This is a genomic window from Novosphingobium sp. BL-S-20 (genome assembly GCF_055521635.1).
Genome location: NZ_CM145494.1, coordinates 730,632 through 745,162, shown reverse-complemented (window position 1 = coordinate 745,162; position 14,531 = coordinate 730,632). Strand labels below are relative to the sequence as shown.

Here is a 14,531-nt window from a genome sequence, read left to right as displayed (position 1 = left end):
ATGATCGGCATTAGCCAAAGCAGCGAAAAGCGCGCAATCATCGACATCGGTTCGAACACCGTGCGCATGGTCGTCTACAACGGGCCGCAGCGCGCTCCGGTCGTCATCCTGAACGAGAAGGTCAATGCCCGGCTCGGCCGCGATCTGGGCAAGACCGGGGCGATCAACGAGAAGTCGATGAAGACCGCGCTGGTGGCGCTTTCCCGCTTCGCGGGAATGCTGCGCCTGCTCGACGTCAAGGACGTGGAGTGCGTGGCCACCGCTGCCGCGCGCGATGCCTCCAACGGCAAGGCCTTCCTCGATGCGGTGCGCGAATTCGGCCTCTCGCCCCGCCTGCTCTCGGGTGAGGAAGAGGCCCGCGCCAGCGCCACCGGCGTGATTGCGGCTTTCCCCGGCGCCCACGGCATCGCTGCTGACCTCGGCGGCGGTAGCCTCGAACTCGTCGAGATCGCGGACGGACGCAGCACCGGCGGCATCACCCTGCCGCTCGGCACCCTGCGCCTACCGGACTTGCGCGCAGCGGGCGAAGAGAAGTTCGCCGAGACCGTGAAGAAAGGTCTCGACAAGGCAGGCTGGGATCGCGGACGCGGGCAGCCGCTCTACATCGTCGGCGGCTCCTGGCGCGCGCTCGCGCTGCAAGCCATGCGCGCGCTCGACTTCCCGGTGGACGACCCCCACGGTTTCGAACTGCCTGCCTCCGAAGCCCTGCGCCTCGCGCGGATTTTCGCCAAGGGCAAGCTCAACGACGTCGACCCGCGCATCTCCGCAAGCCGCCTCGCCACCCTTCCCGACGCCGCGGCGCTGATGGTGGAAGTGATCGCCCGGCTCAAGCCGTCCAAGCTGGTGTTCTCCTCCTGGGGCCTGCGCGAAGGCCTGCTCCACGCCCAGCTTCCCGCCGAAATCCAGGCGCAGGACCCGATGCTGGCCAGCGTCGCCGGGTTCTCCGCCTCGGCCCGCGTCACCGCCGAGGACGCCATGGCCCTCGCCCGCTGGACCGCCCCGGTCTGCCGCGAGGAACCACAGGACCGCCAGCTTCGCCAGGCCTCGGGCCTGCTCGCCCTCGCCGCGATGCGCACCGAACCGAACCTGCGCACCGAGGAAGCCATGACCTGGGCGCTGCGCAAGCGCTGGATCGGCCTCGACATGCACGGACGCGGGATGATGGCGATGACCGTCTTCGCCAACTCCGGCAAGACCGAGGTACCCGAACAGTTCACCCGCCTCGCCTCGCAGGAAGACCTCGACCGCGCGATCGGATGGGGCCTAGCGGTGCGTCTCTGCCGCCGCCTGACCGGATGTACCGCACACGGCCTCGCCCGCAGTTCAGTCCGGGGCGAGGACGGCAAGCTGGTCCTCACGCTCGATCCCTCGATGCGCCCGCTCTACAGTCCGGGCGTGGCCAAGGACCACAAGGCTCTGGCCGACTGGCTCGGGCTGGAGTGCGAAGTGCGGGATCCCAGTGGGATGGCTCTGGTCGATTGAAGGTTTAAGGTGAAAGCAGGGGGCCATCGCCCCCTGCACCCCCGGTACTGGCTAGCTTGTGCCTTGCCTATCAGTGCTGCGCGCATTGCGGGGTTTTCGGGTCTCCCGGCGAGAGGGCGCGCCGGAACGTGGCCGATCGCCTGATCTCCATAAACGGTGAAGCCCAACACAAGAGCCAGTCCATGCGCCTCATTCGCGCCGGGAGGCCCGAAACCCGGCAAGGAGCGCAATACCGCTAGGCGAGGCCGAACGTCGACAGTACCGGGGTGCAGGGGCGATGGCCCCTGCTCTTCCCTTTTCCTAACCTACAAGACTGGCACTCTCGGCAATCGCCGAAATCCCGCGCTTCCCCCCCTGCCGGTCGAGCTGCACGACGATATCGATCACCGAGGCCGCATATTCCAGCGTCTCCGCCCGCGTGAGCCCAATCCCCGTCTGCATCGACATCAGCGCGATCTGTTCGAGCGCACCGCGCGGGGTATTCGCGTGGACGGTCGAGAACGAGCCGGGGTGCCCGGTATTGATCGCCCGCAGGAACGAGACGGTCTCGCCGCCGCGCAGTTCGCCCAGCACGATGCGGTCGGGGCGGAGGCGCAGGGCCGCCTGGAGCAGGTCGTTCGCCGAGACCTTGGCCTCGCCGAGTTCGCCTTTCACCGCGATCAGGCCGACCCCGTTGGCCCCCGGCAGGCGCAGTTCGGCGGTATCCTCCACCAAAACCACGCGCTCATGCTCGGGGATTTCGGAGAGCATGGCGTTGAGGAAGGTGGTCTTGCCGGTCGAGGTGCCGCCGGAGATCAGGATCGTACGGCGGCGGCGGATGGCGTCGCGCAGGAAGGCGATGGGCTGTGCCATGGGGTCCGGCGTCGGCGCTTCCACCGGCGCGGCGATCGGGCCTCGGTCGTAGGCGTCAAGCGGCAGCTCGAGCAGGCGGTGGCGGCGGATCGCCATGGCCCAGTTGGCGCGGGTTGCGGGCGGGCCGACGAGTTGGATGCGGGCGCCGCTCTGGTTGCCATAGCCGGGCAGCGTGGCGGAGAGTAGCGGGTGCTCGCGGTTGATGCCCTGGTGGCTGATCCGCGCGACTTGCTCAGCGAGGCGCTGGAGCAGGCGGTTGTCCATTTCCGGCAAGACGATGTGCTGCATGCCGGGGTGCGCGGCGTCTTCCACCCAGATTTCGCCGGGGCGGTTGACGAGGATTTCGGTGACGGTCTCGCGGTCCAGCCAGGGCCGCAGCGGCGCGAGATAGGCGTCGAGATAGACCGAGCGAGCAGCCGCTTGCGGGGCCTGCGCGTCAGCCACTTGCGGCGCGCCCTGGAGGGTCAGGATATCGGCCATCGTGCGTCACTGGGCCTGACTGAAATCGAGGTCCTTGGCGGTGAAGACCCGGATCGGCTCACCCTGGCGGACGCGGATCGTCGGGCCGACTGTGCCGCTCTGCTGGACCGCCGCTGCCGCCGCCGACTGGCCGCCGCCGATCACGACGCTGGAGCCGCTGGTGGCAAGCGTCGAAAGTCCGCCGACGACCGAAAGCAACATGGCCGAGCCGAAACGCTCGAAGAAGTGGGTATTGACCTTGCCGGGAAGGCCGGTCTCGCCGCCGAAGGCGATGGCGGGCGAACCGAGGTTCACCGAAACGCCGTCAGGGCGGATCAGGCGGCTCCAGATCACGTAGGCGCGCTTCTGCCCGGCGGTGAGGCCGCTCTTGTACTGGCCGATCAGGCGCGAGGAGCGCGGGATCAGAGTGCGCTTGCCGTCGAAGCTGCGCACGTCGGCCGAGACGATGGCGCGAACGTAGCCGGGCACGTCGGTGTCGATCGCGGTTTCCAGCACGGCGGGAATCAGCGTGCCCTGCGTCACCGTGGTGGCGGGGTCGAATGTGCGCGAAGCGGAGGCTGTGCTGCCGGTGCCGCCGATGCGGGCGGCGAAATCGTCGTTGCCATTGCCGCCCGCCTTGGCTTCACCCGCGGGGGCAACGGCGGGGATCGTCACCGCGTTGCCGCCTGCGTCGAAGACGACGGTGGGGTTGGCGTAAGGATTGGCTTCAGGCGCGAGATCGGCGCCGGGGGCGACGGCGAGGACCGGCCCCGGGGCCGGAGCGGGCAACGCGGCGGGCGTCGCTTCGGGCTGGGGTGCGGCGGCGGCAGGCGTAGGCGCTGCGGGGGTAATCACCCCCGGCACCGGGGCGAGAGGCTGCGGCTGCGCGGTCGGTCCGTTGCGCACCGAATCCATCGACCAGAGCGTCAGTCCGCCCAGCGCCGCGACAATCAGCACACCGGCGGCAAGACCGAGGCCGTCGGCCTTCTTGCGCTGGCTGACCTGCGGCATGACGTTGCGCGTGGCCAGATCGATGACCTGCGCGCCCTCGCCGTCTCGCGGATCGGTGGCAGCGGCTTTGTCGAACCTCTCGTTCAGAGTGGAATTGGGCGCCATGGATCAGTTCCCCTGAGAGTTCGTTGCGCCGGTCGAAGCAGACGCAGCGGTGGCGACGGCGGTCATTCCGGTACTCGGTGTGGTAGTTGCAGCAGGTGCCGGGGCCGGGCGCGAGGCCACGGGTCGCGTATTGACCAGTTCGGCGCTGGCCTTGCCCGAGCGCAGGATGATGTTGTCCGGCACTTCGTCGATCACGATCATGGCGCCGCGCACGGCGTAGTTCACCGGGCCTTCGTCGCCCTTCTCGTTGGTCACGAGAATCGCCGGAACCGAGGATTTCTCGGGCCAGAGCAGATAGGTCGAATTGCCGTCGTCATAGATGCGGGCGGGCAGCAGCTTGGCCGCGCCGACGCGCTTCCATTCGAAATTGAGCGCCGCCGGATCGGTCGGCAGCGAGGCCGGGTCCCCAGCGGCCAGCGCCTGCTCGTCCGGATCGAGGCCTGCGGTCTGCGGGGCGCCGGGTACGGTTTCCGCCGGTTCGTCCTTGTAGGTGAAGCGCAGCATGTAGAGCGGGCGCGACTTGGGCGAAGCGACGAGATCGAAGAAATAGGTGTGGCGGTTGGTCACGACCGTCATGTTCGTGCGCGCACCGGCCGCCAGCGGCTTCACGAAGAGCAGGTCGGCGCGCTTGTTCGGGGTGATCTGCCAGGTCTGCGAATCGCCGACCGCGACGTTCTCGATCGCCTCGTTCCTGCCGAAGGCGATGGTCGCCTGAACGCCGGTGCGACCGTCGATCCGCACGACCTCGTTCTCGGCATAGGCATGCTGGACGAGGCGCTCGTCGGCCAGGGCGGGAGCCGCCGCAAGGCTCAGGGCCAGACCAGCCGTCGCGGCCAGGGCGCGAATCATTTGAACGTCTCCTTGGCCGCAGCACGGCCCATATGATTTTTTGAAGCCACGTCGTTGGAGGCGCGGAAGCGACTGCCGATGCCGCGCGCGCGGGAAGTCTGGCTCGCGCCGAGCGGCTCGATCCCGCCGCCCGAGACCTGGGTAATGACGGTGCGCCGGTCGCCCGCCGATGCGATAGCCTGTTCCGGCGCGGGTGCGGCAGCCATGGCGGCGGCACTGGCAGCCGACACTGCCGGAGTCCGCGAGGCCGTAGCCGCAGGCACGAAAGGCTGGACCTGTCCGCTGGCGGCCATGGCCGGAGCCGGAGGCGCCACGTTGTCGCGTCCACCGCGCGAAGTCTCGCTGCGGGCAAGACCGAAGACCTGCCAGCCAGACACCAGCGCGCCGGCGACCTTGAGCACCATGCCCATCAGCGCGAGGTGGACCGCCGCGACCACGAACAGCGCCATGGCGGCGCGCCCGTCGATCTCGCCCAGTTGTGCGCCCTGCACCAGCGCCGAGACGATCGGCACCAGCAGTTCGAGCGTGATGCCCCCGCCGAGCACGACGAAAAGCGGCGTCGTCGCGGTGAGCACCACGCCGCGCAGCCAGCCCGCAGTCAGGCCGCGGGTACCGCCGAACAGTGCCATGACCACGAAGATCGGCCCGAGCGCGAGCAGGATGGCAAGCGCAATGCGCGCCGTCAGCAGCACACCCACAGTGCCGAGCAGGAGCATAAGTGCACCCATCCACATGACGCTGTCGGGCGAGAACAGTCCGGCCGCGCCGCCGCCCGCTGCTGCTGCCTTTGCCGGTGCAGCGCCCTCGGCCGCACCTTGCGCCGCTTCGCCGCCACTCGGTCCGGCGTTCTGCGAGGCCTCGGCAATGGCGTTGAAGACCACGTCGATGCGGTCGCCAAAGATCTGCGTCGCCGATCCTTTCGCGCCCATCAGCTGCGAGGCGATCCAGTCCGGCCCGCCCACCGCGAGGTTCCAGACCACGCCCTGATAGGCAATCCAGCTCGTGGCGAACGTGAGCACGAGGCCGAGCGTCAGCATACGCGGCGTCAGTGCCGAGATGCCGAGGCTGGAACGCCCGGTCAGCAGCGAAATCGCGAAGAAGGCGATATAGAGCGTGAGCAGGATGGTCAGCACCGGGGCCATCGCCCCCTCGGCGCCGAACAGGCGGCCGAAGGCGGCGGAGGCCATTTCGTTGGCCACGCAATCGACCGCGCGCAGTGCCGGGGCGACCCCGGCGCTGGCGACTTCGGTAAGCTGTTCGCAGGCACTGCTCATGGCGCCTACTCCGCCGCCTCGATCCAGGCGGCGTCTTCGTCACCCTCTCCGGGCCACTGGAACCCGGTGAGCACCGGATACCAGGCCGAGGGATCGTCGCCGTAGCGCTCGCGCAGCTGGTCGAGTTTGCGCACAGTGCTCTCGCGGCCGGACAGTACCGTCAAGACCTCGGGCATGCCCGAAAGGTCGAGCCTTACGACGGCCGAGGCATCGGACTGGCGCACCAGGAAGCAGCGCGACTGCGCGGGCAGGGTCTTGATGACGTCAAGCTCGTGCTGCGAGAGGCCGAAGCCCTCGCAGTAATCCTCGTAGCGGGCGCGGGCGTTGGGCATGAACACCATTGTCGCGGTCTGCTCGACCAGCGCGGTGGCGATCTTGCTGTCCAAAGCATCGCGTGCCGACTGGGTCGCGAAGCCGACCAGCGCGTTGCGCTTGCGCAGGGTCTTGAGCCAGTCGCGGATGCGCGCGGCGAAGACTTCGTCGTCGAGCGCCTTCCAGCCCTCGTCGATGAGGATCATCGTCGGTTCGCCGTCGAGGCGCTCGTCGATGCGGTGGAACAGGTACATCATGACCGGCGTGCGCAGGCGCGGGCTTTCCAGCAGCGCGGTCATGTCGAAGCCGAGCACGCGAGCCGAAAGGTCGAGCCGGTCGTACTGGTTGTCGAACAGCCAGCCATGCTCGCCACCCTGAATCCAGGCGTCGAGGCGGCTGGCGAGGTCGCCCGGTTCCGGACGGCGCGCGCCTGCCAGCAGTTCGCGGAAGTGCGAGAGGCGGCGCAGCGTGGGGTCGTTGTGATAGGCCGCATCGACCGCACCGGCGATCGTCGCAAGCTCTTCCGGTCCCTTCGCTTCGAGCAGCACGCCCAGCCAGTCGCGCAGGAAGGCCCGGTTGGCGGCGGTGTCCGGCAGCGAAAGCGGGTTGAACCCGGTAGGATGTCCGGCGGCGACGCGGCTGTAAGTGCCGCCGATGCCGCGCAGGAACACCTCGGCGCCGCGGTCCTTGTCGAACAGCACGGTGCGGGGGCTGAACTTCTGCGCTTGGGCGGCGAGGAAGTTCATGACCACCGTCTTGCCGGAACCCGATGGCCCGATGACGGTGAAATTGCCGAGATCGCCCTGATGGAAGTTGAAGAAGAACGGCGTCGAGCTGGTGGTGGAGAGCAGCGTAACCGCATCGCCCCAGTGATTGCCGCTCGCCTGCCCCATCGCGAAACCGTGGAGCGAGCCGAAGCAGGCCATGTTGGCGCTGGAAATCAGCGCGCGCCGCACGATGAAAGCCTCGTTGCCGGGGAGCTGCCCCCAGAACGCCGGTTCCATGTTGACGTCCTCGCGCACCGCCACCGCACCGGCATCGGCCAGCGAGGCGGCGCACATCGCCGTCACTTCGTCGAGCGCGTCGAGCGTATCGGCCCGCACCAGCACCGAGAGATGGTGGTCTCCGAAACCGACCGCGCCAGTGCCCAGCGAATCGCGCGCGGCAGACATTTCACGACGCTCAGCCATGGCTTCCTCGTCGGCCGAACGCAGGCGGCGGATGGCGAGGTCAATGCGCTCGCGGGCGATCTGGCGGTCCGAAGGCGCGTAGCTCTCGGTCAGCACGAGTTCGCAGGGCAGGCGCAGCAGCGCGTCGGTCAGGCCCGGCGCGGTGCTGTCAGGGTAGTCCTTGAGACTGACCACCGAGCCGAACGAGGCGCCCGCCGCGCCGCGCAGTTCGAGCGCGTCCATGCCGAAGTTGATGCGGCGATAGGGCAGCATATGGCCCACATCGGTGCCCTCCACCGGCCTGCGCACCGGGCGCATCTCGCCGTTGTAGAGCGCCGAGAGCAGTTCCAGCACTTCCGAGCACTGGCCCGCCTGTCCCTCGTAGTCGCCAAGCAGACGCGCGCCATAGGCACCGAGCGATGCGACCATGGCCGAGGCGGCAGCGCGCAAGGCGCGGACATCGGCGGGGTCGGCTTCGGCGGGAGCATGGCCCTTGTTGCGCAGCAGGCGCGAGAGCTTGTCCGGCCAGCCTGCCTTGCCGCGCGCGGGACGGCGCACCAGGGTAATGAACTGGTCATTGACGAAGAGTGCACCCGAACCGGTGCGCGCACGCCAACGGGCGTCGATATGGGCGGCCAGCGGGTCCTCGAACCGGCCCTCCATGGCGATCTGCACGCGGCGGCGGATCACATGATGATAGAGCACGAAGCGCGCATCGAGCGCGGAGCGCAGCAGCACTTCGCGGGTGGCGACGTGGACGTTGAGTTCCTCGCTGTCGGCGGTCTCGAAGGCGAGGCCCGGCACCATCAGCGACAGCATGACCGAACCGTCGCGCAGCAGCACGACGTTTTCGTCCACCAGTGCCTGATAGGGCAGCCGGTCGCCGACCAGCGTTTCCTTGGCGCTCCAGCCCTTCAGGACCGATTTTCCGTTCTTCGCCATCTTCGTTTCCCCCGCCCCCCGCAAATCAGGGCGCGTAGCTGTTGCAGCCCCAGCGCTGCCAGTTCGGCACGCGCGGGCATTTGCTGACCTTGGCGATCCACAGGTCGAATACCCGGGGTTCGCGAAGACATGCGAGGTATCCGGTACCGTGGATCGCGAGCGCCGCTGGCAGCGCCCAGAAGCTCTTGGTGATGAGGAATATCTCCGTCGTCACCGCCGCGTTGATGATGAAGAAGCTGTACGTCACCCCCGCGAACATCTGCGGGCGGGTGAGCGCGCGATGGACCGGGAAGCGCGCGAGGCTCATCAGCCCGCCCTTACCCGGCCGCCGACTGGATGCCGGAGACGATCGCCCCGGCACCGAACAGCACGAAGCAGCCGATGATGACGGTCGCGCCGAAACGCCAGTTCATCCGGCCGGTGAGCATCATGAAGCCGACCGCAGCAACCGCCATCACCGCAACGGCAGTGGCGACATTGCCGAGCAGCGTGCCCTGAAGCCAGCCGAGCGCCGCCACGATCGGACCGGAACCGGCCGGATCGGCGCGCGTCGCCTGCTGTGCCTGGGCGATACCCGGAACAAGCCCGCACACGGCGGCAACCACGGCCGCGAAATGTGAGAAATATCCCCGTACTTTGCGGGTCTGAAGCTGAGTGTATCGAATCACCATGCCCTCCGTATGAGGGCGCAGTGCTCCATCTGGATGACAGCAATGTGACGACAAGACGGCCAATCTGGCAATCTTGTTGCAATTCATCGTCGAGAACTCGGGCCGTCCAGACGGGGCGCCGCAACCCTCACCACACCCTCTTGTACAGACAAACTTATACTTCAGATGCGTCCCGAAAGGCCAGCTTGTCCTGTTTTTGCGGAGCAGGAAACAACCCTGCCCGCATTACAGGAACTTGGACCAACCCGCCTTGCTCAGCGGGAAGCGCGCGCCGTCGTGCGCAGCAGGTTGTTCAGCGCAAGACGTGCGGCAGCGCGCGAATCGACCCACGTTCCATCGGCCAGTTGCAGATCGTAGCGATCCTGGCTGGCCACTGCCGCGCGGTAGCTGGCGAGCGCCTTTTCCGTCTGCCCGTTGGCGACATAAGCCGCGCCAAGGTTGATGAGCGTGGCAGGATCTTCCGACTTCGCAGCGCCGTTCGCTTCGAGCTTGCGGACGGCGGCATCGGCATTGCCGCTCGAAAGTTCGCTGTAGGCCACGTCGATCCGGTCGTTCAACGGCGTCGCGGGCGCGGCGGTGACGGCGGTCTGGCTGAGCAGGAGAGTGGCGGCAAGGGCAGAGAGGGACATGGCATTCTCCCGTCGTTTCGATCCGTTGGTAAATGCAACATCCGCGCAAAATTCGGCGCCGACAAGAAAATGACGTGAGTGTCATAAAACTGAAATCATGATCTGAAGCGACAGGAAATCCGCGAGTCGCGCAAAGGTTTGTCCGAAGACTGGCCGCTTTGGTCATATCATCGTCTTATATTCGCAGATTACTGTCACGATAACGCCAACAAACTGTCACCCCCCCTCCCTAGACCCCGCGCTCAGCGACGGCGGACTCGCCGCCTCGGCTCGACCTGACAAACGGGGGAATTCACGTGAAGACCATGCATGGCGCGCTGCTGATCGGTTGCAGTGCTCTCGCTCTCGCCGGCTGCGGCGCCGACGACATCTCCTCGCCGGGTGCCGGCAGCATCGAAATCACCAACCCCACGCCGACGCCCGCGCCGACGCCCACCCCGACTTCGGGTACCGTCGTCGCGGCCACGGAATGCCCCGGCTCGGCGGCCACCGGCGGTCTCGCGCTCACCAACGACGGCATCATCTCCGGCCCTGAAGGCACCTGGCGTGTCTGCACCCTGCCCGCGCTGGTCAATGTCAGCTCGACCCTGCCCAAGCAGGACGGCGTGATCTACCGCCTCAACGGCCGCGTCGACGTGGGCTGCGACGGCGGCTTCTCGGCACCGACGGCTGCCTTCACCACGACGACGGTCGCCTGCGGCAACCGCTCGCTGACCGCCGACACCAACGTCACCCTGACCGTGGAACCCGGCGTGATCGTCTATGGCGACAGCACCTCGGCCCCGGCCTGGCTCGCGGTCAACCGCGGCAACAAGCTGATCGCCGAAGGCACCGCCGCCCGTCCGATCATCTTCACCAGCCTCCAGAACGTGCGCGGCACCAACAACAACGATTCGATGGGCCAGTGGGGCGGCGTCGTGCTGCTCGGCCGCGGCATCGTGACCGACTGCTCGACCGGCATGGGCACGACTGCAGGCAACAACTGCGAGCGCGTCACCGAAGGCGCGGCCGATCCGGCCAACTTCGGCGGACGCGACAACACCTACAACGCGGGCAGCATGAAGTACGTGCAGATCCGCTTCTCGGGCTACTCGCTCGCACCGGGCAACGAACTCCAGTCGCTGACCGGCGGCGGCATCGGCACCGGCACCCAGCTTGAGTATATCCAGTCGGTCAACAGCTCGGACGACGGTTCGGAGTTCTTCGGCGGCGCGCTCAACATGAAGCACTACGTCGCGATCAATGCCGACGACGATAGCCTCGACCTCGACACCGGCGTTCAGGCGAACGTCCAGTACGCCCTGATCGTCCAGAAGCCGACGGCGGGCGACTCGTTCTTCGAATTCGACAGCAACGGCAACGAAGCCGACGCCCCGCGCACGAAGATCGCCATCGCGAACTTCACCGCCGTGCAGACCAGCGTCGGTTCGGGCAACAGCGGCAACCAGGCCTCGGCCCTGTTCCGCGGCAATGCCGACGTGACGCTCGCCAACGGCGTCGTCTACACCCCGACCAACGAGTGCCTTCGCCTGAACGGCACCTCGGCAGCCGGTTCGGCTGCAGCCTCGCTCGCCGCCTATTCGGTGGTGATGACCTGCGGCGGCACCACGCCCGTGCTCGGCACCGGCAGCTACACCGATGCCTCCGCAGCGGCAGCTTTCGGCTCCGGTTCGAACAACAACAATTCGGCCTTCACCTCGACGCTGACGAACACTTTCGTCAACGGCGCCGGTGAAACCGCGATTGCCGCCTATGCCAGCCTGGCGACGCTCTCCAGCTTCTTCACCAACCAGACCTACATCGGCGCGGTGAAGGATGCGGCGGACACCTGGTATCGCGGCTGGACCTGCGACACCACCAACGCGAACCTCGGATCGAACAGCGCCTGCACCGCGCTGCCCACGACCTGATCCGACCGCCCGCAGCCTAACGACGGGGGGCGGTCCAGACGGGCCGCCCCCTGCTCGCATCAGATAGATGTTCCAGGGGGACATACCATGACCAAGCCGCGGCTCGTCACGCTGCTGCTCTCCACTGCGATCCTTGCGCCGACTTCGGCCTGGGCGCAGGACAGCACTTCCGCTCCCGCCTCCGGCACCGCAGGCGCCGTTTCCGTCTCGCCAGCAGAAGAAGCCGCAGGCGAGGAGGCCATGCCCGACGTCTCGATCCCCGGCGGCGCGATCATCGTCACCGGCCAGCGCAACCGCAATATCGAGCGCGTGGCGCCGCAGGTCGTCTCGGTTCTCTCCACGGAACAGATCGCCCGCACCGGCGAAGGCGACATAGCCGGCGCGCTCGGCCGCGTCACCGGCCTTTCGGTGGTCGGCAACGGCTATGTCTACGTGCGCGGCCTCGGCGATCGCTATTCGCTGGCACTGCTCAACGGCTCGCCGCTGCCCAGCCCCGAGCCGCTCAAGCGCGTGGTTCCGCTGGACCTCTTCCCCACCAGCATCATCGCCTCCTCGCTGGTCCAGAAGAGCTATTCGGTGAACTTCCCCGGCGAGTTCGGCGGCGGCGTCATCAACCTGACCACCAAGTCGATCCCGGAAGAAAGCTTCCTGACCATCGGCGGCGGCATCGGCTGGGATACCGAGTCTACCAACAAGCTGGGCTATACCTATTACGGCAGCCAGACCGACTGGACCGGCTACGACAACGGCAACCGCTCGATCCCGCCTGCGCTGAAAGCCTACCTCGGCAGCGATACGGTGATGGGTTCCACCAGCGACCAGGCCAAGGAAATCGGCAGCGTGCTGTTCCGCGGTCGCAACGCGGTGGTCCAGAAGGTCGACAAGATGCAGCCGAACTTCTCGGCCGACATCTCGGCGGGCACGAAGTTCGAGATGGGCGAGGCCACGCTCGGCGTGATCGCCGCGGCGGGCTATTCGAACAAGACCCAGACCCGCGACGCCGTCCAGCAGCTGACCCAGGGCCTCAGCGCCAACCCGAACAATCTCTGGGAAGACTACCAGACGGTCAGCACCGACAACCGGATCATCGTCAACGGCATGCTCGGCGTCGGGCTGGAGTGGGGCGAGAATTCGATCCGCTGGACCAATGTCTACATCCACGACACCAGCAAGTTCACCCGCCTGCGCTTCGGCCATCAGGAAAGCAACCCGGCGGTCGACTACATCTCGCAGAAGACCGCCTGGTACGAACGCGCTCTGCTCGACAGCCAGCTGACGGGTGAGTTCAAGCTGGACGACAAGACCACGATCGACCTGCGCGGCGGCTTCGCGAACTCCAAGCGCCTCGCCCCGTTCGAGATCGATGCCGAATATATCCGCACCAACGACGGCACCCAGTTCGGCGAGAACTTCGTCAACACCCTGGGCACCGGCGCGGTCGATCCCACCACGATCAGCTTCTCGCGCCTCAGCGAGGACGTCTGGTCCGCCGGGGCCGACGTGGGCCACCAGTTCTTCGACGGCTGGCGCGGAACGGTGGGCTATGCCTACCAGCTCAACCGCCGCACCAACTCCAACCGCCAGTTCGGCGTCTATGCCAGCGGCGACCAGAACCTGATCCAGTCGTTCGGCCTGCTGCGCCCCGACGTGCTGCTGCAATCGGGCATGTGGTATCTGAATGAGGTCGGCGGGGTGAACTACAACCTCGAACTGCGCGACCTGACGGCGAACGTCGGCCTGTTCGACGCCCGCCTGCTCAACCATGCCTTCTACGGCAAGGTCGACGGCCAGATCACCGACAGTCTCTCGATCGATGCCGGCGTGCGCTGGGAATATGCAAAGGAATCGACGGTCCTGCGCCCGGTCGGTGCCGCAGCGATGCCTACGACCGACCTCAAGAACGAGTATTTCCTGCCTGCGCTGACCCTCACTTACGAGATCCAGCCGAGCATGCAGGTCCGCGTGAACGGTTCGAAGACGATCGCCCGCCCGCAGTTCCGCGAGCTGGTCTACCAGAACTTCTACGACCCGGACAGCAACCGCACCTATCGTGGCAACCCGTTCCTCAAGGACAGCCAGCTCACCAATGCCGAGGCCCGCTTCGAGTGGTACTTCGCGCGTGACGAGCGGGTGTCGCTCGGCGGCTTCTTCAAGCACATCAAGAACCCGATCGAATCGATCCTGGCCGGTTCGGAAAGCTTCATCACCACTTATGCCAACGCACCTGCGGCCAACCTCTACGGCGCCGAGCTGGAACTGCAGAAGCACGTCTATCTCGACAGCCTGGGCGGTTCGTTCTTCGAGAACCGCCGCCTGGTGGTCATCGGCAACTACACCTACACCAAGTCGAAGCTGAAGGTGAACGACACCGACACCACCGACATCTACGGCGCCAGCACCACCCAGTTCGCGCGGGACTATTTCCGCAACGGCGCGCCGCTGACCGGCCAGTCGGAGCATCTGGTCAACCTGCAACTCGGCATGGAAGACACCGAGAAGCTGTCGCAGCAGACGATCCTGCTCAGCTATGCCAGCAAGCGCTCGGTCAGCCGCGGTCTGGTCGGAAGCGTGCGCCAGCCGGACGTGATCGAATATCCGGGCCTGCGCATCGACCTGGTGCTGCGCCAGGGCATCCAGGTCGCGGGCAAGGAAATCGAGCTGAAGGCCGAAGGCCGCAACCTTACCGGCCGCAAGCACCTCGAATACCAGACCTTCGAGGACGGCCGCGTGGACTTCAACACTTATGCCCTCGGCCGCGTCTTCTCGCTTTCGGCGACGGCCAAGTTCTGACGATCTCACCAGGGAGGCGCCCTGCCCTCCCGACGGCAACTCACGGCCGGTCGCAGCAATGCGGCCGGCCTTTTTT

General features: G+C 66.9%; 11 protein-coding genes. 3 read left to right on the top strand and 8 right to left on the bottom strand.

Annotation, left to right across the window (positions count from 1 at the left end; genetic code table 11):
* Entirely contained in the window at nucleotides 1-1,482 is a 1,482-nt protein-coding gene (locus tag ACZ1II_RS11150) for a Ppx/GppA phosphatase family protein (protein WP_465146499.1), read from the top strand.
* Between the two features lie 300 nt (nucleotides 1,483-1,782).
* Here the strand turns inward: ACZ1II_RS11150 and virB11 are convergent, their stop codons facing one another.
* From virB11 to ACZ1II_RS11110, 8 genes are all read right to left on the bottom strand, one after another.
* Nucleotides 1,783-2,814 carry a P-type DNA transfer ATPase VirB11 gene (virB11, locus tag ACZ1II_RS11145; RefSeq protein WP_465146498.1) on the bottom strand — a complete coding sequence of 344 codons (1,032 nt, stop codon included), beginning with the start codon at nucleotides 2,812-2,814 and terminating at the stop codon, nucleotides 1,783-1,785.
* Nucleotides 2,815-2,820: 6 nt separating this feature from the next.
* Entirely contained in the window at nucleotides 2,821-3,909 is a 1,089-nt protein-coding gene (locus ACZ1II_RS11140) for a TrbI/VirB10 family protein (protein WP_465146497.1), read from the bottom strand.
* Between the two features lie 3 nt (nucleotides 3,910-3,912).
* Nucleotides 3,913-4,758: a TrbG/VirB9 family P-type conjugative transfer protein gene (locus tag ACZ1II_RS11135; RefSeq protein ID WP_465146496.1), complete on the bottom strand. Its 846-nt coding sequence runs from the start codon at nucleotides 4,756-4,758 to the stop codon at nucleotides 3,913-3,915.
* Nucleotides 4,755-6,032, bottom strand: coding sequence for a TrbL/VirB6 family protein (locus tag ACZ1II_RS11130; protein WP_465146495.1), 1,278 nt, complete (start codon nucleotides 6,030-6,032; stop codon nucleotides 4,755-4,757). The genes ACZ1II_RS11135 and ACZ1II_RS11130 overlap by 4 nt, the downstream gene beginning before the upstream one ends.
* Before the next feature lie 5 nt (nucleotides 6,033-6,037).
* Complete coding sequence (locus ACZ1II_RS11125; protein WP_465146494.1) at nucleotides 6,038-8,455, bottom strand: VirB4 family type IV secretion/conjugal transfer ATPase; 2,418 nt, start codon at nucleotides 8,453-8,455, stop codon at nucleotides 6,038-6,040.
* A 25-nt stretch (nucleotides 8,456-8,480) separates the two neighbouring features.
* A complete protein-coding gene (locus tag ACZ1II_RS11120) occupies nucleotides 8,481-8,762 on the bottom strand; it encodes a VirB3 family type IV secretion system protein (RefSeq protein WP_465146493.1) in 282 nt (93 codons plus the stop codon).
* Between the two features lie 10 nt (nucleotides 8,763-8,772).
* Nucleotides 8,773-9,126, bottom strand: coding sequence for a TrbC/VirB2 family protein (locus ACZ1II_RS11115; RefSeq protein ID WP_465146492.1), 354 nt, complete (start codon nucleotides 9,124-9,126; stop codon nucleotides 8,773-8,775).
* A gap of 254 nt (nucleotides 9,127-9,380) precedes the next feature.
* Nucleotides 9,381-9,755 carry a hypothetical protein gene (locus tag ACZ1II_RS11110; RefSeq protein WP_465146491.1) on the bottom strand — a complete coding sequence of 125 codons (375 nt, stop codon included), beginning with the start codon at nucleotides 9,753-9,755 and terminating at the stop codon, nucleotides 9,381-9,383.
* Nucleotides 9,756-10,060: 305 nt separating this feature from the next.
* Between ACZ1II_RS11110 and ACZ1II_RS11105 the strand changes: the two genes are divergently transcribed.
* Both ACZ1II_RS11105 and ACZ1II_RS11100 read left to right on the top strand, forming a co-directional pair.
* Complete coding sequence (locus ACZ1II_RS11105; protein ID WP_465147282.1) at nucleotides 10,061-11,665, top strand: hypothetical protein; 1,605 nt, start codon at nucleotides 10,061-10,063, stop codon at nucleotides 11,663-11,665.
* A gap of 87 nt (nucleotides 11,666-11,752) precedes the next feature.
* The gene (locus ACZ1II_RS11100; RefSeq protein ID WP_465146490.1) at nucleotides 11,753-14,455 is read left to right on the top strand and encodes a TonB-dependent receptor domain-containing protein; all 2,703 of its coding nucleotides are present in this window, start codon (nucleotides 11,753-11,755) and stop codon (nucleotides 14,453-14,455) included.
* The last annotated feature ends 76 nt before the right edge of the window (nucleotides 14,456-14,531 follow it).